General features: G+C 56.1%; 26 protein-coding genes and 1 riboswitch. Of the genes, 12 read left to right on the forward strand and 14 right to left on the reverse strand.

The genetic code is table 11. The annotated features are described in order from the left end of the window. From GMET_RS08760 to GMET_RS08795, 8 genes are all read left to right on the forward strand, one after another. Positions 1-954: a tetratricopeptide repeat protein gene (locus GMET_RS08760; RefSeq protein ID WP_004513364.1), complete on the forward strand. Its 954-nt coding sequence runs from the start codon at positions 1-3 to the stop codon at positions 952-954. A 132-nt stretch (positions 955-1,086) separates the two neighbouring features. Beyond that, positions 1,087-1,539 (forward strand): hypothetical protein, encoded by a 453-nt coding sequence (locus tag GMET_RS08765; RefSeq protein WP_238379005.1) that lies wholly within the window; start codon positions 1,087-1,089, stop codon positions 1,537-1,539. Between the two features lie 106 nt (positions 1,540-1,645). Beyond that, positions 1,646-2,500: an ABC transporter ATP-binding protein gene (locus tag GMET_RS08770; protein ID WP_035468719.1), complete on the forward strand. Its 855-nt coding sequence runs from the start codon at positions 1,646-1,648 to the stop codon at positions 2,498-2,500. A 52-nt stretch (positions 2,501-2,552) separates the two neighbouring features. After that, entirely contained in the window at positions 2,553-3,560 is a 1,008-nt protein-coding gene (locus GMET_RS08775; RefSeq protein ID WP_004513360.1) for a DmsE family decaheme c-type cytochrome, read from the forward strand. A 33-nt stretch (positions 3,561-3,593) separates the two neighbouring features. Beyond that, positions 3,594-5,699, forward strand: coding sequence for an MtrB/PioB family outer membrane beta-barrel protein (locus GMET_RS08780; protein ID WP_011365865.1), 2,106 nt, complete (start codon positions 3,594-3,596; stop codon positions 5,697-5,699). A gap of 106 nt (positions 5,700-5,805) precedes the next feature. Continuing rightward, positions 5,806-6,681 (forward strand): ABC transporter substrate-binding protein, encoded by an 876-nt coding sequence (locus tag GMET_RS08785; protein WP_004513358.1) that lies wholly within the window; start codon positions 5,806-5,808, stop codon positions 6,679-6,681. A gap of 40 nt (positions 6,682-6,721) precedes the next feature. Then, positions 6,722-7,108 carry a response regulator transcription factor gene (locus GMET_RS08790; protein WP_004513357.1) on the forward strand — a complete coding sequence of 129 codons (387 nt, stop codon included), beginning with the start codon at positions 6,722-6,724 and terminating at the stop codon, positions 7,106-7,108. A 28-nt stretch (positions 7,109-7,136) separates the two neighbouring features. Next, complete coding sequence (locus GMET_RS08795) at positions 7,137-7,529, forward strand: hypothetical protein (RefSeq protein WP_004513356.1); 393 nt, start codon at positions 7,137-7,139, stop codon at positions 7,527-7,529. 13 nt (positions 7,530-7,542) lie between these two features. Here GMET_RS08795 and GMET_RS08800 read toward each other — a convergent pair whose 3' ends face one another. Beyond that, positions 7,543-8,025, reverse strand: coding sequence for a metallophosphoesterase family protein (locus GMET_RS08800; protein ID WP_004513355.1), 483 nt, complete (start codon positions 8,023-8,025; stop codon positions 7,543-7,545). A gap of 139 nt (positions 8,026-8,164) precedes the next feature. On the opposite strand from GMET_RS08800, the gene sppA reads away from it, so the two are divergent. Beyond that, a complete protein-coding gene (sppA, locus tag GMET_RS08805) occupies positions 8,165-9,070 on the forward strand; it encodes a signal peptide peptidase SppA (protein WP_004513354.1) in 906 nt (301 codons plus the stop codon). A 24-nt stretch (positions 9,071-9,094) separates the two neighbouring features. Here sppA and GMET_RS08810 read toward each other — a convergent pair whose 3' ends face one another. From GMET_RS08810 to GMET_RS08860, 11 genes are all read right to left on the reverse strand, one after another. After that, positions 9,095-9,562 carry a YcbK family protein gene (locus tag GMET_RS08810; RefSeq protein WP_315971695.1) on the reverse strand — a complete coding sequence of 156 codons (468 nt, stop codon included), beginning with the start codon at positions 9,560-9,562 and terminating at the stop codon, positions 9,095-9,097. A 306-nt stretch (positions 9,563-9,868) separates the two neighbouring features. Then, positions 9,869-10,618 (reverse strand): hypothetical protein, encoded by a 750-nt coding sequence (locus tag GMET_RS08815; protein ID WP_004513352.1) that lies wholly within the window; start codon positions 10,616-10,618, stop codon positions 9,869-9,871. A 77-nt stretch (positions 10,619-10,695) separates the two neighbouring features. After that, positions 10,696-11,817: a class II glutamine amidotransferase gene (locus tag GMET_RS08820; protein WP_004513351.1), complete on the reverse strand. Its 1,122-nt coding sequence runs from the start codon at positions 11,815-11,817 to the stop codon at positions 10,696-10,698. A 39-nt stretch (positions 11,818-11,856) separates the two neighbouring features. Further along, a complete protein-coding gene (locus tag GMET_RS08825) occupies positions 11,857-13,167 on the reverse strand; it encodes an NAD(P)/FAD-dependent oxidoreductase (protein ID WP_004513350.1) in 1,311 nt (436 codons plus the stop codon). Continuing rightward, positions 13,164-13,613 carry a 4Fe-4S dicluster domain-containing protein gene (locus GMET_RS08830; RefSeq protein ID WP_004513349.1) on the reverse strand — a complete coding sequence of 150 codons (450 nt, stop codon included), beginning with the start codon at positions 13,611-13,613 and terminating at the stop codon, positions 13,164-13,166. Before GMET_RS08830 ends, GMET_RS08825 begins: the two co-directional genes overlap by 4 nt. Before the next feature lie 3 nt (positions 13,614-13,616). Further along, positions 13,617-15,146 carry a glutamate synthase-related protein gene (locus GMET_RS08835; RefSeq protein ID WP_011365867.1) on the reverse strand — a complete coding sequence of 510 codons (1,530 nt, stop codon included), beginning with the start codon at positions 15,144-15,146 and terminating at the stop codon, positions 13,617-13,619. 298 nt (positions 15,147-15,444) lie between these two features. Then, on the reverse strand, positions 15,445-16,437 hold the full coding sequence (locus GMET_RS08840) for a PilZ-like domain-containing protein (protein ID WP_004513347.1): 993 nt from the start codon (positions 16,435-16,437) through the stop codon (positions 15,445-15,447). Positions 16,438-16,452: 15 nt separating this feature from the next. After that, entirely contained in the window at positions 16,453-16,647 is a 195-nt protein-coding gene (locus tag GMET_RS08845; protein WP_004513346.1) for a DUF1858 domain-containing protein, read from the reverse strand. Positions 16,648-16,844: 197 nt separating this feature from the next. Beyond that, entirely contained in the window at positions 16,845-17,336 is a 492-nt protein-coding gene (gene coaD, locus GMET_RS08850; RefSeq protein WP_004513345.1) for a pantetheine-phosphate adenylyltransferase, read from the reverse strand. Positions 17,337-17,341: 5 nt separating this feature from the next. Beyond that, complete coding sequence (gene rsmD, locus GMET_RS08855) at positions 17,342-17,908, reverse strand: 16S rRNA (guanine(966)-N(2))-methyltransferase RsmD (RefSeq protein WP_004513344.1); 567 nt, start codon at positions 17,906-17,908, stop codon at positions 17,342-17,344. Continuing rightward, positions 17,905-18,990: a class II fructose-bisphosphate aldolase gene (locus GMET_RS08860; RefSeq protein WP_004513343.1), complete on the reverse strand. Its 1,086-nt coding sequence runs from the start codon at positions 18,988-18,990 to the stop codon at positions 17,905-17,907. Before GMET_RS08860 ends, rsmD begins: the two co-directional genes overlap by 4 nt. 155 nt (positions 18,991-19,145) lie before the next feature. Here GMET_RS08860 and GMET_RS08865 point away from each other — a divergent pair, with 155 nt between their 5' ends. Both GMET_RS08865 and GMET_RS08870 read left to right on the forward strand, forming a co-directional pair. Next, complete coding sequence (locus GMET_RS08865; RefSeq protein WP_004513342.1) at positions 19,146-20,303, forward strand: deoxyguanosinetriphosphate triphosphohydrolase; 1,158 nt, start codon at positions 19,146-19,148, stop codon at positions 20,301-20,303. A 90-nt stretch (positions 20,304-20,393) separates the two neighbouring features. Next, positions 20,394-20,470: riboswitch (cyclic di-GMP riboswitch) on the forward strand. A 178-nt stretch (positions 20,471-20,648) separates the two neighbouring features. After that, entirely contained in the window at positions 20,649-21,119 is a 471-nt protein-coding gene (locus GMET_RS08870) for a hypothetical protein (protein WP_238379007.1), read from the forward strand. An 86-nt stretch (positions 21,120-21,205) separates the two neighbouring features. On the opposite strand, the gene yhbY is transcribed toward GMET_RS08870, so the two are convergent. Both yhbY and GMET_RS08880 read right to left on the reverse strand, forming a co-directional pair. Continuing rightward, a complete protein-coding gene (gene yhbY, locus GMET_RS08875; RefSeq protein ID WP_004513340.1) occupies positions 21,206-21,502 on the reverse strand; it encodes a ribosome assembly RNA-binding protein YhbY in 297 nt (98 codons plus the stop codon). 134 nt (positions 21,503-21,636) lie between these two features. Continuing rightward, positions 21,637-23,055, reverse strand: coding sequence for an ATP-binding protein (locus GMET_RS08880; protein ID WP_187148474.1), 1,419 nt, complete (start codon positions 23,053-23,055; stop codon positions 21,637-21,639). Between the two features lie 112 nt (positions 23,056-23,167). Here GMET_RS08880 and lepA point away from each other — a divergent pair, with 112 nt between their 5' ends. Further along, on the forward strand, positions 23,168-24,967 hold the full coding sequence (lepA, locus tag GMET_RS08885) for a translation elongation factor 4 (RefSeq protein ID WP_004513337.1): 1,800 nt from the start codon (positions 23,168-23,170) through the stop codon (positions 24,965-24,967). Positions 24,968-24,991: the final 24 nt, after the last annotated feature.

Consider the following 24,991-nt stretch of genomic DNA (forward strand, 5'->3'; position numbering starts at 1 on the left):
ATGCACGCGCAAACGAAAGACCTCACCCCCATCAAGGGAATTCGCTACTATTACCCACCCGATGATGCCGTTCTGGTTTTCAAGGACGAGAAGGAGCGGATACATTACGGCGGCATGCCGGTGCCGCTGCTGGAGGATGACTTTGCCAGGCTGGACGGAGAGCCATCCTACGATGAGGTTGGCCGTGGGGTTTACCAGGCCCTTCGGAGCAATCCCGACTGCATCCTCTGCGACAAATATGCGGCACTCCTCAGGGACGCCTATCCCCACTACCTGGCCGAGTTGGCCAGCAATGCCATCATGATCGACAGCAAGGACGTGGAAGTTCCCTATCTCGACCGCAAGATCGCCTGCCTGAAGGTTCTTGCCCTTCTGGAGCCGCAAAATCCGGCTCTCCCCCTTGAGATCGGCAGGGTCTTTCTTGATCGGGGGATGCGGCTTTCGGCCCTCCATCTTTCCACCGTCAGCATCTATCGGGCCGAGCACTTCCTCAACCGGGCCCATACCCTCGCACCGGACGACCGCAACATCAATCGTTACCTGGGAGAGGCGTACTACCTTCTCGGCAAGTACGACGAGGCGGTCGGTTTCTGGCGAAAGGCCACGACAACTGACGAGCCGGAAGCGGAGCGGCTGCGGGAGCGCATTGAACGGATTAGCGCCGGGAATGTTCCCCTGATTCCCCCTGTTGATTATCTGGAAGCAATCGGAGCGGCCTTTGCATGTAACCAGACCGGAGAGTACGAAGAGTCTATTGCCATTCTTCAGGATATCCTGATGGATCCGGTATTTAGCGAGGAGTTTCCCATCCCTGAGATTCACTGCGTCATCGGTAAGGGATTCACGGCCCTCGACATGCCGAAGTACGCCGAGGCGGAATTTCGCCAGGCCCTTGTGATGGATCCGGCTCACGAGGAGGCCCGAGCTCTCCTTGCCACGATCGCTGCTGCGTAGTTAGGGGTGTCCATGTTCGGCTTCAGCATTGCAGACTGGATTTTCATTGGCCTGGTGATGGCAACGATCTTTACCTGTGTTGCCATCAGCGACATGCGGAGGAAATAACACTGATGCGTGCGGATATTCGGTATGGAAGGTAGCGAAATGACGGATGAGCATGACGAGCGACGACCATTGGGGCTGGTGCTCCTTACCGGGCTCTATCTCTTCTTTTTTGTCGTGACAGTGTCCACGTATGGCAGTCCGTTTCCGTTTCTCGGCAGGATTTACCTCGGGACGGTTGCCAAGGCACTTATCTTTGTCGACAGCCTTGTCTGCCTCTATCTCTTTCTCGGGCTCATGAAACGGCAAAACATGACCTGGTACCTGCTTATCTGCTACAACCTGTTCGAGGTAATCAACACAATCGTTAACCTGACCTTTATCACGCCGGCAGAACTGGAGCGGGTCATCGGAGAACGGATCGACCAGGAGGCGCTCATGGTCAACAACATCGCGAGCGCCCTGGCGATTCTGCTCCTGACCCAGTATATCTACCGGCACAAGCATTACTTCACGAACTCTCGGAAGTATCTCTTCTGACAGGGATTTGACCGGCGTATGCCGAGGTGGGTACCCCTGTTTCTGGCGCTCAGATGTGGGCAGCTAAACGTTTTACGGGAGGATAGATGTGTTTTTGAAGTCATTGATGGAGCCAAAGGAGGAAGGTGGGCTTTTCCAGAAGCTCATGCACGGCCTTGCCGGTTCCATCTTCCATGGCGAACAGGCGAATTCCCGGATTGACCTGAGCGATACCCGCGGAGTATCGATCAGGATCGAGAATCTCAACAAACATTTTGGCGACAAACATGTGCTCAGGGATGTGAACCTGGAGATTCGTTCCGGCGAAACATTCGCCATCATCGGTCCATCGGGAACCGGCAAGAGCGTTCTGCTTCGGCACATCGTCAAACTTGTGCGCCCCGACAACGGCGAGATTTATATCGATGGGCACCCCATATTTGCCGCCAATGGCGAGGAAACGACCGCCAATTACCGTTACAGCATGGTCTTTCAGTCATCGGCCCTGTTCAACTCCCTTACCGTGGGAGAGAACGTGGGACTGTGGCTGCGGGAGAAACGCGTTTGCAAGGAACAGCGGATCGGGGAGATAATCCGCGAGAAACTGGCCATGGTGGGGCTTGAAGGGACCGAAGAGCTCAAAACCTCAGAGCTTTCGGGGGGTATGAAAAAGCGGGTCGCCATTGCGCGGTCCCTGGCCATGAATCCAGACCTGATTCTCTATGACGAGCCCACTGCAGAGTTGGATCCGGTTACCACCGATGAGTTGGCAAATACGATTATCAGACTCAAGGAAACGACGAAAAACACCACGGTCATCGTGACTCACGATCTCAATTTCGCCCTCTATGTTGCCGACCGGATCGCCATGATGCACGGGGGAACCATCGTTGGAGCCGGGACTCCTGCCGAGATAAAGGCGAGCGAAAACCCTATAATCAAGGGATTCATCTATACGACTACCAAAGGGATCAAGGGGTGAGCGCCGCTTTGCTGGTTTCCGGCGTACCCGGTCAGGGCAGGAATCCATGAATATGCTCAACACAATTAGCGGTATTTTCACTGCTGCCGTCGTGACGACGGGCGCCCTTCTGCTCTCATCCTGCGCTGAGCTCAAGCAGGACCGTCCCCTGCTGCCGGTCCGCGAATACGAGCGGATGATCGTGGGGCGCCTCGACGCCGAGTATGTGGGAACCGACAACTGCGTCTCCAAATGCCACAAGCACGAGAAGATTGCCGATGATTTCAGGCACAGTCTGCACGGCGAGCAGATAAAGCCGGAGACCGGCCTTCCGCTCGTCAACTGCGAGTCGTGCCATGGCCCTGGGAGTCTTGCCATAGAAAAACTCGGCGATAACGTGGAAGAAAATGACGAAAAAAAGGTGAAGTGCGACACAAGCACGTTCCTTGACATCCACAATCTCCCGACACCAGCCCAGTCACTCATCTGCCTCAAATGCCACGCGGCCGCCTCGTCGCCGACCCTGGCCCACTGGACCGGAAGCGTTCATGCCCTGAACGACGTTGGCTGCTTTGACTGCCACAAACTACACCGAAGCCCTCGCCAGAAGGTGACCAGGGAGGAGACCGCAGAGCTCTGTTATGGCTGCCATACGGAGATCAAAGCCGAGAACAGCCTCTTTTCCCACCATCCGATCAGGGAGAAGAAGATTGCCTGCACTGACTGCCATGATCCCCATGGCTCCGTGCAACCCCATCTCCTCAAGGGAAGCACCCCCAAGGAGCTCTGTACCCGTTGCCACATGGAGAAGCAGGGGCCCTTCGCCTTCGAGCACGGCGATGTGACCGAGAATTGCGCCACCTGCCACTCACCACACGGTTCGGTCAACAACCATCTCCTCAATGCCGCCATGCCGTTTCTCTGCCTCCAGTGCCACGGGGGGCATGTGGTTACGCTGATGCCGAATGATCCTGTAGACAAGCGTCTGTTCAACAACCGCTGCACCGACTGTCACTCACAGATCCATGGGACCGACATACCGGCGGGGGCCAATAATAATAGGGGCAACTTCCTCCGGTAGGCGGAATCCAGGCAACCGTAAGGAGTTTGTATTGTGATAAGGCGGGGATACATAGCAAAATTCGTGATGATGGTGGTGTGTCTTTGGGCTGCGACGGCCGTTGCGGCGGGAAGCGACGAGGCCGTTTCTGACAGCGGAACCACTGGTCAGCCACCCGCCGTCGAAGGTGTGACCGAAGAGCAAACTTTCGAGGAACCCCCCGAGCCCCCCCCCGAGCCCCCCCCCGAGCAACCCCTCCAGAACATGGAGATCGAGACCCATCGCATTGCGGAGGCTTCAGCCGGCTATCGCTTTGTTGGCACCCGCGACAGCGGCGTCAGGGCTGCTGAGTACGACTATCTTCATTCGAGCCTTGCGGGTGGAGCGCGCTTGACGCATCTTGGCAAGGACCTGAAGCTCGATGTGGACGGCGCCTTTCTCAATACCGAGGACTACTTCGCCAACCTCATGGCCGATTACGGCGGGTACTACCGGCTGACCGCGCGGACCGAATCGCTCTTCCATAACCTGGATCACGTGACGAGCGATTTGGGTATTTTCGATGATCCTGATCGTGCTGCACGTTACGGCGTCTCCACCCGGCGGGACTCTATCCAGTTTCGCTACAAACTCCACGATTACCCTATCCATTTGAATCTGAGCCACTGGCTCATTGACCGGGAAGGTACGCAGCAGCGCCGCTATGCTGATTTTTCATTTGAAGATTACTATCACAATATCCTTATCCCGACTGAGCCTCCTATTGTTCCCGGGTCAAAACTCTACTTCAGGTCACGCAGTGTTAAGCAGGTGTCCTCCGAAGGGACGGCTGGCTTCGACGCCCATCTGGGGCCGGTCAACGTCGTCTATTCCTTCCTCTTCAGGGAGTTTGACAACGGGGAGTCAACGCCTATCCATGAATACAAAGCGCTGACAGGCCCTTCCGAGCACAACGAAGACCCGGAAAGCCGCTACTATTCCCACACCGTAAAGCTTTACACGTCACCAGCAGGGGGGATTACCGGCGCAGCCTCCTATACGCATGGCAGGAGGGAGAACCTTTCTTCGCTGACGTCGGTTGTCGGAGCTGCTAATGTCAAGGACACAATCCAGAATGCAGCGGGCGATTTCACTTACTCTCCCTGCGCGTGGTTCACGACTGCCATCAAATACCGACATCTCACTATCGATCGCGATACACCGTCAACGCTGTTTATTCCCTCTCTGTCGACCCAGACGGTAACACTCCGCCAGGGTATTGATACGCGAAAGGACACCATTTCGGCAAACCTGACCATCCGGCCCAATATGCTCATGAGCGTCAATGGCGAATATCAGGGTATCTTTCAGCACCGCAGCAACACCGGAACGACAGATCCCAAGACGATGTGGAATCTTCCCGAGGATTCCGATACCCATAAGGGAATCCTGACGGTACTGTTCCGCCCCATCAAGGGATTTCGGCTCAGGGGCCTTTACGAGTACACCACCACCAACAATCCCCTCTACGATTCCGACCCCGAACAGAAACATGAAGGGAGACTTCTCGCCACCTACACGAATTCCAGCCGATGGGGCGCGTCGGCAAACTATCGCATTGCCCGGGAATGGAACGATCGCATCTCCCGGACCACTCACCCTGAACTCCTCGATAGCCCCGAGACCTACGTTCTTCCTCGCGACCGGAATTTCGTGCATGCGTCCGTCGGCTTCTGGGTAAGCCCCATCGACCGGTTCACGGTAAGCGGCAATTTCGGATACTTGCGGACCAGGGCTGAACAGGCAGTCCTCTTTGCCACCGTTTTCAATGGTATGAATGCCGCAACCGAATATGTCTCCCAGGGCGAAATCTATTCCGTAAACGCCGCATACCATGCCTCCGAGCAACTCGATCTCTCCCTTGCGTATCAGCTGGTCCATTCCCGCTCGACGTTCAAGCCTGGCAGGACTACCTCGGACGGTACTCCTACCGACGGAATCAGTGAGCTTTCGCGGATAAAGACCGTGGAACATTCCCTGTCGGCCCGCGCTGACTACCGGCTAATGAAGCATTTTGGCTGTTCGTTGGATTATACTTACCGTGCATACGACAATCGGTTGTCTTCCGAAGGTGACGGAGCGGTTCATGAGGTTACCGCCCTACTAAAGACTTCGTGGTAATATTTTTATGTGGCAACGCACCTTGATACTGAAACGACTCATATATATTCTGCCGGTGTTGATTTTTGCAGTCTGCGCTACACCTGCGTCCGCGGCGAGAAAGTTCGTGGCGGCTGTCCTTACCAGCGACATGCCGCGGTACAAGGAGGCCTACCGTGCCTTCGTCAAGGGACTTGCCGCCAAGGGATACGGAGAAGGTGAGGTGGAATTTGTGACCCAGACTCCGAACCCGGACCCCATCTCCTGGGCCAACAGTGTCAGAAAATTCAGCGCCCTTGACCCTGATATCCTTGTCACGTTCGGTGCGCCTGCCACAATATCGGCCACACAGGAAGTCCTCAGGATGCCGATCGTGTTCGTGGACGTGTACGGACCGGTGGAAACGGGCATTTCGCGAAGCATGACGAAAGCAGGAGGAAATCTGTGCGGCGTCAGCTCCAAGGTGCCCATGACCACACTCATTAAGGCTATGATGGCCATACGTCCCGTTAAGACCCTTGGTATTCTTTATAACAGCAGGGAGCGCGGTTCTTATGTCCAGATGCAGGAGATCAAGCGACTGGCCGCCCAGCAAGGATTTGCGGTGTTAGAGGCGAACGTGCCGGTTGCTTCCGGTCTCGACGCGGCATTAACCCATGTGCTGTCAAAATCCGATTGCCTCTTTGTCTCCGAGAGTTCCGTTGTGAACCGTGGGATGGATAAGGTAATGCACAAGGCCATGAGAGCTAAGGTTCCGGTCATTTCTCTCGCACCTGATGCGGCAGGGAAGGGGGCCTTGGTATCCCTGGAGGTGAGCCCCACGGAACAGGGACAACTGGCTGCCAACCACGTGGCCAAGATTCTTTCGGGGATGAAACCGGGAGATCTTCCGATTCTTACGCCCCGCAAAGTCGATCTTGTAATCAATCTGGAAAGCGCGAAATCCCTTGACCTTCAGGTTCCGTTCCGTGTATTGAGTCTTGCCACGAAGGTGATCAAGTGATTCAGCGTGATAATGGGTTGGTGTGCCGATAGAGGTATTGATGGGAAAGATTCTGATCGTTGATGACGATAAGGCGTTTTCGCAATTTCTCAAACGATATATTAATCAGCATTATCCAGTACTCAAGGTGCAGATCTGCACGAGTCCGGTCCGAGCCCTTCCGATAATTAGCAAGGGTGATGTTGATCTGCTTCTGGTTGACTATGAAATGCCGGTGCTCGACGGGGATAAGGTCGTCAAGTACGCATGTGAAGTAGGGATGGACAAGAGCAGGATAATCGTACTTTCCAGCCGTGACGCGGATTTTCTCCATGAGCATTTCCCCCTGGGGACCTGTCTCGCAGTGATGAACAAGTACGAAGCACGGCAGAAGGCCGTGCTCGACATGGTATTCAGTTCACTTCAGCGCAAGGCGGCGGGGAGATAAGGATAATTCCGTGCAGGAGGATCTGCCGATGGGAGCAAAAGAGATTACGGTTGTGTTTTACCGTCAGAATCACATGAGAGACAACTGGAAAGTGGATCTCGACGGTGTTGAGGCGGAACGTTTCTTCGGCAAGCTGGAGGGAGACCTCTCCCGTGCCGGGGTCGTACTGAAGAGATCCCGCAACGAAGCCTTTACCATAGACATCAACAGCTATGCCGACCTGTTAAATGCGGTAAGAATTTCCTCACCCGCTGATGGCTTCGGTAGCGTCTGCATCGGGCACATAATCGGGCAAAGCCAGAATCTCGACATTATGGACGACATCCGACGTGCCGTGATGAGAATCGCCTTTGCGCCGGAGACTGTTCCTCCAGAGGACCATAACCGGAAGGTATGTCACAACTGCGGTTGTGGCTGTTGAGCACTATGCTGAGTCAGTCCTGGAGCGGCGTCACAGGCACAATGCTTGCGGAGAGGGTGCCGTTTTCAAGTGAAAGAAGAGCGAAGCTCGGTTTGCTGAATCCCCTTTTGAGGCAACCGGGGTTAACGTAGAGTATTCCATCGATCGTGGTGACGGTGGGGACGTGAGTATGGCCATAGAATACTGCATCGGCCTTCTCTTCGGCAGCCCTCGTGGTAAGCTTGTCCAAGCCTCCCTTCACGCCGTAACGGTCGCCGTGGGTGAGGAGAAACTTCATTCCTTCAAGCGACAATAAGGATTCCCGGGGAGAGTCTGTCGAGAAATCGCAGTTACCGAGAACCTTGATGACGGTTTTGCCGCACAACAACTCCAGAAAAATGGCATCATCGGTGTCGTCGCCCAGGTGAAAGATGTGGTCCACGTCGCCAGCCAGGTCAAAGGCGCGGGCGAGAAGGGTATGATTGCCGTGGGTATCTGAAAAAATCGCAATTTTCATTTTTTTATTGTAACAAACACCCCCCCCTCACAGTCAAAAGAATATTGTCCTCCATTCATGTCTGTAAACGGTTGCCGATGAAGTTTCCGCATCCGGATGAGGGGGACCATACTGACGCTCAGTCCCTGCGGAGAATCCCATGAAGAAAAACCATGTAGTGATCGGCGTGATCATCGTGGCTGCCCTTGCCCTTCTTTTCACCCTTTCGATCCAGATTGCGCGGCTGATTTTGGGCGATGGACCCATGGTGAGTTCCGGCGAAGGGGTCGGGTATGTGGAGGTCAAGGGACCTATCCTGGAATCCGAGGAAATCGTCAAACAACTCAGCGAAATGCGGAAAAAGACCAATGTGAAAGCGGTCGTCCTGCGGATTGAGTCCCCCGGCGGGGTCATCGGTCCGTCCCAGGAGATTTATGAAGCGGTGAAGAAGCTCGCCAAGACCAAGAAGGTCGTGGTTTCCATGGGGAGCGTGGCCGCATCCGGAGGGTACCATATTGCCATCCCCGCCGCGGTCATCTATGCCAATCCCGGCACCATAACCGGGAGTATCGGCGTTTTGATGAAACTTGCCAATGTCGAGGGTTTGATGGACAAGGTGGGGATGAAGGCCTTTACCCTCAAGAGCGGTAAGTTCAAGGACGCAGGCTCACCGGTACGTGCCTTGACCGATGAGGACAGGGCGCTGCTTCAGGGAGTAATCGACAATCTTCACACCCAGTTTGTGAAGGCCGTCGCCGAGGCGCGGAAACTCCCGGTCGAAGAGGTCAGGCGTCTCGCGGACGGGCGGGTGTATACCGGCGAGCAGGCTGTGTCGCTCAAACTCGTTGACCGGCTCGGGACCCTTGAGGATGCCGTTGAGGAGGCGGGTCGCCTGGCAGGAATCAAGGGTGAGCCGACATTGCTGATGCCGCCGAAAAAACGGAAGCATCTCAGGGATTATCTGCTGGAAGAAGCATCGGGCTTCTTTCGGGAGATAGTGCGGCGCGAGGGGGGATTCAGCGTCAACTACGAGCTTGATCCGGCCGTGGGCAATGGAGGCCGTTGACGGTATGGCGGGGCGCCATACCACTCACCAGGTTCTGAAAGCGCCTGAGTCGATGTGAACAAATCCCGAGTTGGGGTAGAAACCGACACCGCCCATGTGGAGGTCGACGGCAGCCTCCCGAATGCTGGCGATGCTCTTGCCGGGAATGGAGATGTCGATGGCCCTGCCGGCAAGGTGGAGGCTATGCTGGGCAACTCCGTGGCCGTTCTCCCGCAGCAGGTTATTGTAGAGGGGCGAACGGTAGGCCGAGATGATGTGTATCTCGTTGTTGCCGCCAAACTTCTTGTCGACGAGATTGAGGAACTCAAGGGTGTTGACGTCCATCTCGGTCACTTCATTGGTGTAGTGGCACCGGAGAATCCAGTTGAGGGTGTTGAGGGAGTCGAGATCGTAATTTCCGGCTGCATCCCGGAAGGCCAGGGCAATTCGTTCACGGGTATGAGTGTTGAAGAGGGAAAGCTGTCCAGGGGGCAAGAGTTCCGGTGTTGACACGAAACGTCCGAATGCCGATCCCACCCCCATGAGCGTAAGTGCTCCTGTAAGGGTGGCCTTTAGAAAGTTTCTTCTGTTTAACATCTTGAAATCCATTGATTTTTACCTGCCTTTATTCGAGTGCTGCGGGAAAACGGAGTCCTATTCGTACCAAAAACGGGTTTTGTGTGTCAACCGTTTCGGTCCCTTGCGGCCTGCAGTGGCTGCCGAATGGGTCAATTACCGGAACGTATGCCATTGATAAAGCAAAAGGAAGGCCAATCGCCTTCCTTTTGTGAATTTTACAGGAAATTTACACTCCGTGCCTCAGCGGGGCATGGGGCAGTAAAGGTTGCCGTAGGGGCGTCGGCTTAGGGGAAGAACCTTCACGAACTCTTCCTTGGCCACGTCTGCGTAGTCGATGCCGAAATCGTTGCAGTATTCCTTCAAATACCCTTCCAGCTCAAGCCGATCCTCATCGGTAAGCTCGAACACACCGACCTCTCGTGAGAGTTTCGTTTCGTCCACGCCCCCCCGCACAAAGATGGTGCCGCCGTGCATGCCGGTGCCGAAGCGAAAGCCGTGCTTCGGTTTCTCCGGCTCGTCGCTGAACAGGTCGAGAAGGATGAGTACCCCCCCAGCCATGTACTCGCCGAAGAAGTCACCAGCCTTGCCGCCGGCGATCAGAACCGGCTTGTTGGACTCGTAGGACTTCATGTGGATGCCGACCCGGTATCCCACGTCCTTGCGAATGTGGACCCGCCCACCGCGCATGCCGTACCCGAGCACGTCACCGGCGTGGCCGTGGACGATGACCTTGCCCGCATTCATGGTGTTGCCGATGTTGTCCTGAGCGTTGTCGTTCACGACGATAGTGGCGCCGTTCATGAACGCAGCCAGGTCGTTGCCTGGAACGCCGTTGATGGCAATGGTGACCGGCCTGTTGATGCCGTCGCCGATGAAGTACTGGCCGTTCACGTTGTCGAGGACGATCTCCGCGGCCCCTGCGGCCACTGCCTCACGGATTTTCAGGTTCAGGTCCCGGTAGTAGAGACCTTGAGCGTCAATTTTTGTCATAGGAACCTCTCTCAAAGGGGCCAGGCTGGGGTGACGGGGGTAACAGGTCCCCGCTCCCCGGTCCCTGGTCCCGGATGTCAGATTACTCCCGGCTGCATCTTGGCGATGACCGGCTCTCCGCCGCGGGGTGCCCAGACCTTGTCGGGTTTGGGGCAAATCTCGCGGATTGCCGCCTCCTCGGAGGCCATGTAGACAAAATCGTCCTTGGTGGCACAGACCAGGGGACGGAGCTTCACCCGGTCATTGAGGCCGATAAGCCCTTCATTGCTGGCAAAGAGGATGGCGAAGGGGCCGTTGAGCAAGGCGCTGCCGTAACACTGGCGGATGGCGGTGAGAAGCTGTCGCTCGTCTTCGGGAAGGGCGTCGATGATGTCCCAGAAGGGGGAGGCCATGGCTAGGCTCGCCAACTCCGGGGTGAGACCGTGCTTGCGGATCAGGAGGTCGAGGGTGTAGGCCACGACCTCGGTGTCGGTCAGCATGGTGCAGAGGTAGCCGTACATTTCCAGGTACCGCTTGTTGATGCCGTAGGACGAGATCTCGCCGTTATGGACAATGGACCAGTCCAGCAGCGTAAAGGGGTGAGCGCCACCCCACCAGCCCGGGGTATTGGTCGGAAAGCGGTTGTGGGCGGTCCAGATGTATCCCTTGTATTCTTCGAGTCGGAAGAAGTTGGCGATCTCCTCAGGATAGCCGACCCCCTTGAAGGCCCCCATGTTTTTGCCGGAGGAGACCACGAAGGCTCCTTCGATACCGTTATTGATCCCCATGACGTGTCGGACGATGACGTCCTCGTCGGTCATGTTCTGAAACTCGATAGCCTCGTTGTACTCGGCTGTCTGGAGGGGCTTCACGAAGTAACGTTTGAAGGCCGGCGGATTGGCGATGGCCGGGGTACGACGGGTGGGGATCTCTTCGTGATGTTCGATGTAGAAGTGCTGCTCCAGATATTCCTCGGTGAGCTGTTGCGCCATTCCACTCTCGTACATGAGGTGGAAGGCGTAGAAATCCTTGAACTCAGGATAGATGCCGTAAGCTGCGAAGCCACCGCCGAGGCCGTTTCCCCGGTCGTGCATGAGGGCGATGGACTTGATGATGACACTCCCCTCGACCAGGTTGCCGGCGGTGGAGATGAAGCCGGTCAGGCCGCAGTTGGAGATGTCTTTCTGGAAGTAGTGGGTCGGTTTCAATTCTCTGGTCATGTCAAAACCTCGATCTGGTCGTCGCGAAACGGTGCCGGGTCAATGCCCGACGGCCCTGGCCTGTTCGTAAGCTCCCGTCACTTTGCCGACGGGGGCGAAGAGGGTGGAGCGAATCTCCCGGGGGAGATTGACGAAGCCGAAGTCGGGGGTGAGGAGGTGGTCCTTGAAAGAGCTTACCTCGATCCGGTCGCGGATAAGACCGGCAAAGATGCCGGCCCGGTCCACGGCCCCCACGAGGACGGCGCCAGCCAGGATACCGTCCTTGAGGACGATCTTTCGGTACTGGTAGTTCTCCAGATCCTGATAGGTGAGGATCTCGTATTCCTTGGGCTCCACCGGGTTCGTGATCCCCATGGAGATGGTGGATACCTTGAAGAGTTCGATGGAGTTCATGGCAATGCCGCCTTGGTACCCCTTTGAACCGCCCGCCATGGTTACCCCGGCGATGTCCCCCTGGATGTAGGCGTCGGGCCAGATGGGCATCGGGTTCTTGACGCCGGAGAAGAAGTCCTTTGCCTCGGCCACGTCGCCAGCGGCGAAGACCCCCTTCACGTTGGTCTCCATCAGGTCGTCCACCACGATGCCCCGGTTCACCTCCACGCCGCTTCCCTTGAGGAATCCGGCTGCGGGGCGCACCCCGATGGCGACGACAACCGTGTCGCAGGGGATAAAGTCGCCCGACTTCAGGGTGACGCCGGTGATGGCGGCGCCATCACCCTCGATCCGCACCACCGTGTCCTCGGTGATGACGTCGATGCCGTTGGCCTTCATCTTTTTGGCCACTACCCGCCCGGCGGGGCGGTCAAAGGCGGCGGAGAGGATCCGGTCGGCCAGTTCCACGATGGTGATTTTTTTATCGATAAGATGGAGTCCTTCTGCAGCCTTGAGGCCGATGAGGCCGCCGCCGATGACCACTACCTTCTCGATATCGTCGGCAATCCCCTTGAGTTTCGCCGCGTCGTCCCAGGTGGTGAAGGTGAAGATCCGGTCCTTGCCGGCCATTCCCTCGATGGGAGGAACGAAAGGGTCGCCTCCCGTCGCAACGAGGAGCTTGTCGTAGACGATCACATCGCCGCCGGCGATGGTCACTTTCCGGTTGTCGGTGTCGACGCCAACCACTTCCGCGTTGAGGAGGAGGTTCACCCGGTTCTTCTCGTAGAAGTCCTCCGGGAGGTAGGCCATCCGCTTTTCCGTGATGAGGCCGCCGAGGAGGTAGGAGATGAGGGGGCGGCCGTAGGCTACGTGGCGCTCCCGCGAGATGACGGTGATGTTCCCCTGCTGGTCGATGCTCCTGATACCCCGGATGGCGCCCACGGCAGCCACGGAGTTTCCAATGATCACATAGTTCATTTCTGGCTCCCCTCCTTGTAGACGAGTGCCCGGTTGGGGCAGGCATCGACGCAGGCCGGGCTGGTGCGGTCCGGGCAGAGGTCGCACTTGTTGGCCTTTTTCTTCGTGAGGTTGCGCTGCACGGCGCCGTAGGGGCAGGCCATGACGCAGGACCAGCAGCCGACGCACTGTTCGGTGTCGATCCGGACCACGCCCTTGTCGTCTTTCTGGATGGCGCCGGAGATGCAGGCCCGCAGGCAGTCGGGCTCGTCGCAGTGGCGGCAGGTGGTGGAGAAGGAGACGACTCCTCCGTCCCACTCCTCGACGGTGCAGCGGGAAATGGGGCGGTACTCCTCGTGGAGAAATGCCTTGACCGGGTTTTTGGACTGGGAGTGCTCGGTGATGCACGCCACCTCACAGAGGTGGCAGCCGATGCAGACGTCTTCGATCATGTAGATGCGCTTCATACCTTATTCTCCAGCGGGCATGACGCCCAGGATGTTCATGTCTTTCTCGGTGAGGCCAAGGGCGCGGAGCTTGTAACGGTTGCCCCGCAGCGACTCCAGGGCGTTGAGCCCCATGCCGCCCAGGATTTCCTTCATCTCGTGGCCCCAGGCGTGGACCAGGTTCACCAACCGCTCGGCACCAAGTTCGGGGTTGAGGCGCTTGGCGAGGTACGGGTTGTTGGTGGTGATCCCCCAGGGGCACTTGCCGGTGTAGCAGCGCTGACAGAGGGTGCATCCCAGGGCCAGAAGCGTCGAGGTCCCCATGTTGATGGCGTCGGCCCCAAGGGCAATGGCCTTGATGGCGTCCCCTGATGAGCGAACCCCACCCCCCACCACGATGGATACCTGGTTCCTGATCCCCTCGTCCCGGAGCCGTGCGTCAACGGCGGCCAGGGCCAGCTCCATGGGGATGCCGACGTTGTCGCGAATCACTTGGGGCGCCGCGCCGGTCCCTCCCCGGAAACCGTCGATGGTGATGATGTCGGCTCCGGCCCGGGCCACGCCCGAGGCGATGGCCGCCACGTGGTGGACCGCAGCGATCTTCACCGACACCGGCTTCGTGTAGTTGGTGGCTTCCTTGAGGGCGAAGATCAACTGGCGCAAATCTTCGATGGAGTAAATGTCGTGGTGGGGCGCCGGCGATATGGCGTCAGCCCCGGCCGGGATCATCCGGGTTTCGGAAATCTGATCGTTAACCTTCTCGCCGGGGAGGTGGCCGCCGATCCCCGGCTTTGCCCCCTGGCCCACCTTGATCTCGATGGCAACGCCGGCGTTCAGATAGGCTTCGCTCACACCGAAGCGTCCCGATGCCACCTGTACCATGACGTTGCTGCCGTACTGGTAGAGATCCCTGTGGAGTCCACCCTCGCCGGTGTTGTAGAGGGTGCCCAGTTCCTTGGCTGCCATGGCCATGGCCTTATGGGCGTTGAGGTTAAGAGCCCCGTAGCTCATGGCGGAGAAGATGAAGGGGTACTCCATCTTGATCTGGGGGGTGAGCTTTGTGGCGAGCTTGGGCTTGCCGGTCTGCTCGTCACGGACCACCTCGATGGAATGGGGCTTCTTACCCAGGTAGGTCCGCAGCTCCATGGGCTCCCGAAGGGGGTCGATGGAAGGGTTGGTCACCTGGGAGGCGTCCAGCAGCATGTGATCCCAGTAGATGGGATACTTGGCCGGGTTTCCCATGGCGGCCAGGAGAATCCCCCCCGTGTCGGCCTGGGCGTAAAGGTTGCGGATGTGGGCGTTGGACCACGATTCGTTCCGCTTGAACACCTCTTCGTTGCTCCGGATGGTGATGGCGCCGGTGGGGCAGAGGGCCGAGCAACGGCGGCAGCCGATGCAGAGGGTGTTGTCCTCGGTCAGGGCGTCGGCCTTGGCTTCATAGGCGTGGACCTCGTAGGCGCACTGGCGGACGCAGACCTTGCAGCGGATGCATGTGGCGTCGCTGCGGTCGATGATGAATTCGTTGAACGATTCCGTTACAGATTTGTAGAGCACCGTGGAACCTCCTGAAAGCGGGTGCGCGAGTGTGTGGGTACTCTCGTGCCTCGTGGCTTACAGGTTATACAAGAGGCGTACCAGTTTTGTGGTTTCTGATGTTGTTGATGGCAATGTCTTGAAATGACACGTAATTGTATGTGTATTGAAGAGCTTGTCGATGTGGGAGGGCGCCTGAATTAGTTGCGGCTTATGGGGTTGGGGTGGTGGGGTGTAGAAAAGGGATGCTGTTAGATTACATTGTTTGCACACTGACCGGTTGGGCCGATGGTCTACAAAATGAAGATTACCGGAGTGGTCAGCGCCAGGGGAAGAGCGTGCGGTATTTCCGGATCTCCTGCTCAAAGGTTTGTTCGATCTCTCCCTTTGGGCTGTTCAATCTGTAATAGACAAGAGCAAAGGCAATGGCGCCGAAAAGAAGTATGATGCAAGCGGCTGTTGCTAATCGCAACAACCGCTTTCGGCGGGAGTAAGCCGCATACTCAAGGGAAGAGATACTTACGGTTCCGCCCTGATGGTCACGAAGCCGATCCAGTTGTTCAAGTGAGATAAACCTGATTACTGAGTCGCGGTCCCGTTCGTCGATGCAGAGGAAATGGAGGGCGGTGCTGAACAGCGGGGGAGTCCCTTCCTTGGTGCGGAGGGTGTCCACATGGACCACCTCCGCAATGATTGGCACAATCTTGAGATCTTCAAGGGGAAGGTAGAGTTCCATTGACAGGAGAGTGCCTGTTTGAAATTTATCCCGCGTTCTGATTCTGATGCCCGAGCCGCTCAGATTGGCCGCCAGTGGAACTGCTCTGGACGGCTCAGTGGCAGGAGATGTTTCCCTATCGGTTGATAAATGGGCGGCATCGTCCGTGGATTGATGTACCGGATACCGTTTTGCTCGCCACCGTTCCTGCAGTTGCTCGGGAGTTGCGTCGAGGTCCAACTGATACCGAACCGGAACATAGGTCTCGATGCGGTAGTACTCACGCATTTCATCGGGGATGACGTTGCCGATCAACCGGGCGGTTACCTGTGAGCCGTCCCGTTCAGCTACGATGATGGCACGACTGCAGTAGGCGTTGCCATCCTTCCCCGTGCGGATGTCGACAAAAGTCCCCGTTTCTGCCCTGACGTCTTCAGGAAGAGCATCACGTGAAATCTGTAACGTGATGAGATCTTCTTCCTGCAGGGTGATGATCGCTCCATCACGGAACGGTTTATTTTGCCCGCGGGGGAAGCGAACCTCAACCCGGAGTCCGGTAGCGAAATGCTTCTGGTAATCGGAGAACTCTTCTTTCATGGTGCTTCCATGGATTCAGGATTGAATGAGTTCGTTGAGTTCTTTAAGAAGTTTTTCCAGATCGGTCTTGTGGACGCCGGCCCCGTGCTCAAGCTCTTCGTAATCGGCCACCTGGCATTCATAGCAATCGAGGCCGTATTTCTCAAATATCTTCAGGGATTGGGGATAGGTGCGGATGATGTCGCCGATTCTCATGGTTTTCGTGATCATCGCCTACTCCTTTGTTGGGGCTTGAGCCCTGTTTTCCGCCATTCCTGAACTCAAGATACATACTACTCATCGGCAGGTCGGGCGGATGCTTTAGGTTATCGTCTCTTCGTGCCGGTTGAATATGAAAAAAGGCGAGGTAGTACCTGAGTATTCCCCGCCTTCTTCCGTTGAAGGGTAGCGTCCGCTCTAGCTCAAGTCTATCTTGGTTTTGAGAACTTATCCTTGAGGGCCTCCCGCACCAGGGGAGGGACCAGACCGTCGATGGGGCCGTTCAGGGAACTTACTTCCTTGACGATGGATGACGACAGGTATCCGAAGGGAACCGATGTCATCATGAAGAGCGTTTCAACATCCTGGGAGATGCTTCTATTCATCTGGGCGATCTGGAATTCGTATTCGAAATCGGATATTGCCCGAAGCCCTCGGATGATGACCGTTGCGTTCTGGGAGAGGACGTAATCTACCAGAAGACCGTCGAAAGTGTCAACGCGCGCCCTGACGTTGTCCGCCAGCACACGCTGGATCATGTCGACCCGTTCATCAATGGAAAAGAGGGAGTTCTTTGCCGAATTACGGGCCACGGCAACGATGATTTCGTCGAAGATTCGCAGCCCCCGGTCTATGATGTCAAGATGACCGTAGGTGATGGGGTCGAAGGAGCCGGGATAGACGGCAACTTTTCTAGGCATGGTCGTCAGGAAGTCCCTTTCTGGAAAAAAGTGAGGGCGGTGTCGCCGTAAACCCTCCGGTCGAACTGCTGCAATGCACCGAATCTTTCAGGAAAAACTTCACTCGAATCCGATTCAGATACAATGATTGTTTCCCTGGTGACAAACGGTGCTGAGGCCAAAATGCCGAGGACCTTTTCAGCCAAACCCTGCCGATAGGGAGGGTCGAGGAAAATGATGGTGAACGGTGCAATATTTTCGTTAAGACATTGCAGTGCTGAAGCAGCGTCTTTTACGATAACCCTGCCTCTGTCTGTGAGATTGAGTTGGGTGAGGTTCTGCCGGATAATGGCGGCCGACTCCCGGTGGCTGTCGACGAATATTGCCTCGCTGCACCCCCGGCTCAGGGCCTCGATGCCGAGATTGCCGGTTCCGGCGAAGACGTCGAGAACTCTCAGTCCCTCCAGGTTCCCCAGAAGGGAGGTGAGAATGCTGAACAATGCCTCCTTGACCCGATCCGCAGTGGGGCGTACCCGTTCGCCCCGCGGGGCGGCAAGGCGGCGTCCCCGCGCGGTTCCACCGATGACTCTCACCGGGGTTTCCCGATGGAGGCGGCCAGTCGGGAGGCGCTTCCCTTGGCGTGGAACGCCTGAAGAAACTCCTTGGCTTCGCGGTATGCCATGTCAAAAATCTGCTTTGCATTCTCCTCGGGTATCGCGTCGATCTCGGATTTGAATATTTTTGTGGCGAATTTTATGTCCTTGCCGTTCTCCCGTGCCCAGTGGCGCATGGCGTCCATGAGGTCGAGGGGAAGCCCTGCATGGGCCACGTTTTGCCAGAGGGTGCCGATGTTTCCCTTGCGGATACCATAGTTGGCCAGTTTGCCCACGAGCCTAAGGGGAGTTCCGGTAATACCGTGCTGTACCAATCCCGCAAGGCCGAGGCGAACGGCGGCGTCGTAGATTTCCTTTGTCCGGTCCAGATCGATTCTGATCATCTCGCCGTCCAGGTAATTTCCCCGCTTGGAGCCGTTGTCAATGGCAAGGAGTTGGGGATGAATCCCTTTTTTCACGAGACAGGACAAAAATTCTTGAGTTTCCTCCACCGTGGTCAGGTTCGATTCAACTCCTGCCCGCTTGACTTCCCCCAGTTCCACCTCAAGGCCGTACCCCTCGTTCTCGACGGTTGCCGCCAATTCAGCGGTGATTCGAATATTGTCCGGCAGAGGATTGAAAGAAGCGTCGATGGCGAAGGAGGTATAACCCGCTTTGACCTGTCCCTCAATGAGAAGTCGGGCGCGCTCCTGCTCTTCGGGAGAGGTGTTCTGGACGGTGGTGTGGTCGCCGTGGATGATGAACGGTTTTGTGAATTTGTACCGTTCGGCGCATTCGATTACCGTGTCGAAAAATACCTGTGGGGTTTGACCGGTGTAGCCTCCATTGAGTCCCCCTTCGGTGCGGGTCAGCTCGAAGGCGATCACGGCATCGAGTTCCTCGGCGGCCTTCATGATGCCGGGAATGACATGTTTGATCCGTGGGTTGCAGGCCATGAGGATCAAATTTTCGTTTTTGAGAGCGGAGAACAAGTCGCGGCCATTGAGAAGGCAGATTCGCGACTGTGACCCGATCTTGTTGCGGATTCGCGGAGGAACCAATTCGAGGAGATCATTTATCATAATGTTCAGTATGTAATCCTGGCAAAAAGTTGATATTCTTAAAAAAGGCTTAGAAATTTAGCATGATACGCCAATTGTAGTCAATGGATATCTTTTCGCCATTGACACCCCCGGGAAGCGACATTAGAGTTGGGCGGAATGGGAGGAGAGGGGATATGACTGAAGGAGTTGAAGGACGTTCCCAGGAGCGCTCCGATCTGGCCGGCTTTGCGGCGCGAAGTGCTGAATCCCGTGGCAGGAAGTATCAGGAAGCATTTCGTGATCATCGCCCTGCCTTTGAGCGGGACCGGGACAGAATTATCCACTGCGCGGCATTTCGTCGCCTGGAATACAAGACCCAGGTGTTCGTCAATCATGAAGGGGACTACTATCGTACCCGGCTCACCCACTCCCTCGAAGTGGCCCAGATAGGGAAGGCTATCGCCCGGCGATTGGGGGTGAACGAGGAATTGACCGAAGCGTTGGCCCTTGCCCATGACCTGGGACATACTCCCTTCGGCCACACGGGAGAAGAGGTCCTGAATCGCCTTATGGAGGGGTTCGGCGGCTTTGAGCATAACCTTCAGTCGTTTCGGGTGGTAGACCAACTGGAGGAGAGGTACCCCGGTTTCAATGGTCTCAATCTTTCATGGGAGGTGCTCGAAGGGATCGTCAAGCATTCTTCCCCCTATGACCGGCCGGTGGGGGTGATCGACAGGTTCCTTCCCGGCGTGGTGCCGACCATTGAGGCGCAGATCATCAATTATGCCGACGAGATTGCCTACAATAATCACGACATCGACGACGGGCTCAAATCCGGTTTCATAACCCTTGACCAACTCGATGGCGTGGAGCTTTGGCGGGAGGTTCACGAGGGAATAGCCAGGGCTTATCCTGATATCGATCCGGAGCGGCGTAAGCTTCAGACCATCAGTGCCCTTATCGGTGTTTTCATCAAGGATCTGACCACCACTAGCCTGGAAAACGTTCAACGCCTTCGCATCACTTCTCTGGATGATCTGCGAAGGATTAACCGTCCAGTGGTGGCCTTTAGCCCTGCCACGGCTGAAAAAAATCGTAAGCTCAAAGGGTTTCTTTTTGAAAACCTCTACCGTCACTATAGGGTTGAGCGGATGCGGGTGAAAGCCGAGCGCTATCTGCGTCAGCTCTTCGAATCCTACGTGAAGCACCCGACGCTTTTACCGCGCAAATATCAGAAAAAAATGGAGATCCTGGGACGTGAGCGGGTCGTGTGCGACTATATAGCCGGAATGACAGACCGCTTCGCTCTCGATGAATTCAAGCGTCTTTTTGAGCCGTATGAAAGAGTTTGATCACATAACGGCCTGTTATCACAGAAGAATAGGGGTATATTCTTGACTTGTCGCCGCTATTGGGTTAGTGCTGTAGAAAAATGCATTGATAGACGATAATACTCAACCATTCGCGAGAATGGGGCGGAAAGCCTATAGGGTCTCATGCAGACAGCCGGGTTGCCGAAATATCATTTTAGAATGATGCGGCCCCGGCTTTTTTGCGTCCAGCCACCTTGGGTGCTATAGTGGTCAAGGTAATCTTATCGAGAAAGGAAATTCTTTATGAAAAAATTTCTTACGGTCCTACCTTTGTTTTTTGCAACGGTGTCCCCGTCGTTTGCTGCTTCCGACGTTGGTTTTGACGTGAATATCAACGTCGGAAACCGCTCTGGTGTTGTGATTCCGGCCCCCCCGGCGGTAGTGGTCCCGGCTCCGCGGGTTGTGATTGAGGAACCCCCGCTTTTTATTGCACCTCCTCGTCTCGGTTTCTATGTTGGTGTCGATATCCCCTACGATATTTTTTACATCTCCGGTCGTTACTATCTCTGGCAAGATAATTACTGGTACCGTGCGCCCAGCTACGGGGGACCATGGACCGTGGTCAATCACAGAAACCTCCCCCCCGGACTCCGCAAACACAAACTGGAGCGGATTCGTTACTACCGCGATGACGAGTATCGAGTATACAGCCATGAACATGATCATTATCGGGGCAAACATTTCAAGCCGGGGAAAGAGTACAAGGAGCGCTACAAGGAGGAGCGGAAGCGGGAAAAGCGCGAATATAAACACCATGGCGAGGAAAAGGGTCATGGGCACGGGCACGACGACTGAAACTGAAGTTGTCAGCGCCTGATCGAGATAAGATAAAAAAAGCCCGGAGAAATCCGGGCTTTTTTTCTGGTCATGGAATGGATGCGTTACTTCCCCTTGGGAAGCTCCAGTTTCGGTTCCTCGGCCTTGCGGTAAAGCAGGAAAGTTCTCCCGAGCACCTGGGCGACCTCTGCGCCACAGGCTTTCGCCAACTCGTCGGCCACCTCGTGACGGTCCATTATGCAGCTTTCGAGAATCTTCACCTTGATGAGTTCGTGATGCTCGAGTGCTTCGCTGGTTTCGCGCACGAGGGGAGTGGAGATTTCTCCTTTGCCAACTGTAATTACGGGATTGAGGCTGTGCCCCATCCCACGAAGAAAGCGTTTCTGTTTTCCGGTCAGCATGCTGGTTCCTTTAATTGTGGTTGTTCGAGCTGCCGGACGTATAGCATGAATCAAACGGCAAGGCAACGCAGGTACGCTCGTTAATTCCTTGATTCCGGCTAATGCCGGCCCGGGCCAAGGCATGAGCCCTCTGGTTACTGCAGCACCACAGCGCTGATCGTGTTCAGGAGCAGTTCCTTTTTGATCGGTTTGGCAAGGTGCGTTGTGCAACCGGCTTCCCGTGCCCTGAGATAATCGCTGCGTTCAGGACCGGCCGTGAGAGCAACGACGGGCACCGGCGTCCGGTCATGCGTTCGCTCCCATTCCCGGATCTTCCTCGTGGCCGAAAGGCCATCCATGACCGGCATCTGAATGTCCATGATAATTACGTCATAGTTGCTGGAAGTGAACTTCTTCAACGCCTCTTCTCCGTTATGGGCCATATCGACGGCATGGGAGGTGGTTCCGAGAAAGGCGCCGAGAAGCATTCGTATTTCCGCGGCGTCTTCTGCCAGAAGAATCCGAAGGCTCCGTTCCGGCAGACTCTTTGATTTTCTGCGTTCTACTGCGGAGGAGAGAAGGGGGGGCGTAACTCCCAGTCGGGCGTTGAACACGAAAGAAGTTCCCTTTCCCTCCTTGCTCGTCACTCTGATCGTGCCCCCCATCAAGCCGACAAGCCTCTTGGCGATGTTTAGTCCAAGCCCTGTTCCTCCATAGGTGCGGAACGTAGCCGGAGATGCCTGGGCGTATCGCTCGAAAATTTCTTCGAGCTTGTCACCGGGAATGCCGATCCCCGTATCCTGAATGGTGAAGATGAGCTGCATTTCCTGGGAAGCCAACGATGATGCTTCCGGTTCAACGGTGATGATGATCTTCCCCTGTTCGGTAAACTTGATGGCATTACCGGCCAGATTGAGGATCACCTGCTGAAGGCGCTTCGGATCACCGACAAGTTGGGCAGGAATGTCGGGTGACAGGTGATATTCCAGTTCAAGACCTTTTCTGCCCGCCTGCCAGGCGATAAGTTGTGCCGTTCTTTCGAGCAGTTCCCGAAACGGAAATTCAATTTGGTCAAGGTGAATACGTCCTGCGTCAAGCCGTGAGTTGTCAAGAAGATCATTGACAAGAGAAAGAAGAAATTCGCCTGCATGATTGAAGGCATTCAGGTATTCAGTCTGTTTCTTGTCGAGGGGGGTTTCGCGGAGCAATTCGACGGCACCGGTCAGCATTTGTATTTGAGAGCGGATTTCATGACTCACCAGGGCGAGAAGATCTTCTTTTGAGTGGCAGGCAGCTTCGGCTGAAACCTTGGCTCGCTTGAGATCCCGTTCGATATTTTTCCTCTCGGCCAGTTCCGCCTTCAATTCGACGAGAAGATGTTCGAGTTCAACGATTCGATCGGCATCCGTTACGGCTGTCGTTCCGGTCTGGGTCACGGTCGGTGTTCCTCTCGACGCACTGTATTTAGCTTGTAATGGATGAGCCGGCTCTTTATGCCGGTGGCAGCAAATCGCCAAATCAATAATGACGCCTAATCTTGACATTTGTATATCACAGCTCCAGGGGCTCGGCAATCGCAGAAGTGGCGGAGAATTAATGCTGGATGTATCCGGAGAATACCCTTTACAAAATCTCCCTCTTTCGGCTATTGTTCTACGGTTACACTCATTTAACGACAAGGTGTCTATGAAGATCGAAAATATCCGCAATTTTTCAATAATTGCTCATATCGACCACGGCAAGTCCACCCTTGCAGACCGGCTCCTGGAGTATACCGGTGCCCTTTCCGAGCGAGAGAGGCAGGATCAGTTCCTCGACAAGATGGATCTGGAGCGGGAGCGCGGGATAACCATCAAGGCCCAGACCGTCCGCCTGAATTACCGGGCCGACGACGGGAAGGATTACGTGCTGAACCTGATCGATACGCCGGGACATGTGGACTTCACCTACGAAGTTTCCCGCTCTCTCGCTGCCTGCGAGGGGGGACTTCTGGTGGTGGATGCCTCTCAGGGGGTTGAGGCCCAGACCCTCGCCAATGTCTATCTGGCCATCGACAACAACCTTGAGGTCTTTCCCGTTCTGAACAAAATCGACCTCCCGGCGGCGGAACCGGAGCGGGTCAAGCACGAGATCGAGGAGATCATCGGCCTGGACGCCCACGATGCGGTGCTTGCCAGCGCCAAAGAAGGGATCGGGACCCGGGAGATCCTGGAAGAGATCGTAAAAAAGATCCCTCCCCCGGAGGGAGACCCGGCCGCGCCGCTCAAGGCTCTGCTCTTTGATTCGTGGTATGACCAGTACCAGGGAGTCATTATTCTGGCGAGGCTCATCGATGGCATCCTCAAGAAGGGTGATAAGATCCAGCTCGTCTCCACCGGACGTAGCTACGAGGCCCTTAAAGTTGGTGTTTTCGCCCCGGTGATGCGGGAGGTGCCCCAGTTGTCGGCCGGTGAGGTCGGCTTTGTCATTGCCGGCATCAAGGACGTTGCCGACGCCAAGATCGGCGATACCGTCACCCATACCCTCAAGCCCTGTACGACCCCCCTCGGCGGTTTCAAGGAAGTGAAGCCCATGGTCTTCTCGGGGCTCTACCCCATCGACACTTCGCAATACGAACAGCTTCGCGATGCGTTGGCCAAACTCAAACTCAATGATTCCTCCTTCTCCTACGAGCCGGAGACATCACTGGCGCTGGGATTCGGCTTCCGGTGCGGCTTTCTGGGGCTTCTCCACATGGAGATCATCCAGGAGCGGCTGGAGCGGGAGTTCAATCTCGACCTCATCACCACCGCGCCAACGGTCGTTTACAGGGTCCACCGGATCAAAGGCGACATGATCTCCATCGAGAGTGCCAACCAACTCCCCCCGACCCAGGAGATCGACTATGTAGAGGAGCCGTTCATCCTTGCCTCCATCCACACCCCCAATGAGTTCGTCGGCGGAATTCTTGCCCTGTGCGAGGAGAAGCGCGGGGTGCAGCGGGAGATCAAGTACCTGACCCCGACGCGGGTCATGATCATCTACGAACTCCCCCTGAACGAGGTGGTGCTCGATTTTTACGACCGGCTCAAGTCCATCACCAAGGGGTATGCCTCCCTTGATTACGAACATCTGGACTATCGCCGGAGCGAGCTCGTGCGGATGAACATTATGATCAACGGCGAAGTGGTGGACGCACTCTCACTCATCATTCACAGGGACAAGGCATACTATCGGGGCCGTGACCTCGTCTCCAAGATGAAGGAGCTGATCCCCCGCCAGATGTTCGAGGTAGCTATCCAGGCTGCCATTGGCGCAAAGGTCATTGCCCGGGAAACCGTCAAGGCCCTGCGCAAGGATGTCCTCGCCAAGTGTTATGGCGGCGACATCACCCGCAAGCGGAAACTCCTCGAAAAGCAGAAGGAAGGGAAGAAACGGATGAAGAACGTGGGAAACGTGGAGTTGCCCCAGGAGGCATTTCTCGCCATTCTCAAGGTGGAAGAGTAAGGGTTTACCCATAGAACATTCACC

Source organism: Geobacter metallireducens GS-15, from assembly GCF_000012925.1.
Lineage (GTDB): Bacteria > Desulfobacterota > Desulfuromonadia > Geobacterales > Geobacteraceae > Geobacter > Geobacter metallireducens.

Bases quoted from the DNA above. Each gene is read 5' to 3' on its own strand.
- GMET_RS08830 (WP_004513349.1), bottom strand. From the start codon at position 13,613: ATGAAGCGCATCTACATGATCGAAGACGTCTGCATCGGCTGCCACCTC.
- coaD (WP_004513345.1), bottom strand. From the start codon at position 17,336: ATGCCTAGAAAAGTTGCCGTCTATCCCGGCTCCTTCGACCCCATCACC.
- GMET_RS08815 (WP_004513352.1), bottom strand. From the start codon at position 10,618: ATGACAAAAATTGACGCTCAAGGTCTCTACTACCGGGACCTGAACCTG.
- GMET_RS08790 (WP_004513357.1), top strand. From the start codon at position 6,722: ATGGGAAAGATTCTGATCGTTGATGACGATAAGGCGTTTTCGCAATTT.
- GMET_RS08825 (WP_004513350.1), bottom strand. From the start codon at position 13,167: ATGAACTATGTGATCATTGGAAACTCCGTGGCTGCCGTGGGCGCCATC.
- GMET_RS08845 (WP_004513346.1), bottom strand. From the start codon at position 16,647: ATGATCACGAAAACCATGAGAATCGGCGACATCATCCGCACCTATCCC.
- GMET_RS08760 (WP_004513364.1), top strand. From the start codon at position 1: ATGCACGCGCAAACGAAAGACCTCACCCCCATCAAGGGAATTCGCTAC.
- GMET_RS08860 (WP_004513343.1), bottom strand. From the start codon at position 18,990: ATGATAAATGATCTCCTCGAATTGGTTCCTCCGCGAATCCGCAACAAG.
- GMET_RS08795 (WP_004513356.1), top strand. From the start codon at position 7,137: ATGGGAGCAAAAGAGATTACGGTTGTGTTTTACCGTCAGAATCACATG.
- lepA (WP_004513337.1), top strand. From the start codon at position 23,168: ATGAAGATCGAAAATATCCGCAATTTTTCAATAATTGCTCATATCGAC.
- GMET_RS08865 (WP_004513342.1), top strand. From the start codon at position 19,146: ATGACTGAAGGAGTTGAAGGACGTTCCCAGGAGCGCTCCGATCTGGCC.
- GMET_RS08800 (WP_004513355.1), bottom strand. From the start codon at position 8,025: ATGAAAATTGCGATTTTTTCAGATACCCACGGCAATCATACCCTTCTC.
- sppA (WP_004513354.1), top strand. From the start codon at position 8,165: ATGAAGAAAAACCATGTAGTGATCGGCGTGATCATCGTGGCTGCCCTT.
- yhbY (WP_004513340.1), bottom strand. From the start codon at position 21,502: ATGCTGACCGGAAAACAGAAACGCTTTCTTCGTGGGATGGGGCACAGC.
- GMET_RS08775 (WP_004513360.1), top strand. From the start codon at position 2,553: ATGCTCAACACAATTAGCGGTATTTTCACTGCTGCCGTCGTGACGACG.
- GMET_RS08840 (WP_004513347.1), bottom strand. From the start codon at position 16,437: ATGAAAGAAGAGTTCTCCGATTACCAGAAGCATTTCGCTACCGGACTC.
- GMET_RS08770 (WP_035468719.1), top strand. From the start codon at position 1,646: ATGGAGCCAAAGGAGGAAGGTGGGCTTTTCCAGAAGCTCATGCACGGC.
- GMET_RS08820 (WP_004513351.1), bottom strand. From the start codon at position 11,817: ATGACCAGAGAATTGAAACCGACCCACTACTTCCAGAAAGACATCTCC.
- GMET_RS08765 (WP_238379005.1), top strand. From the start codon at position 1,087: ATGGAAGGTAGCGAAATGACGGATGAGCATGACGAGCGACGACCATTG.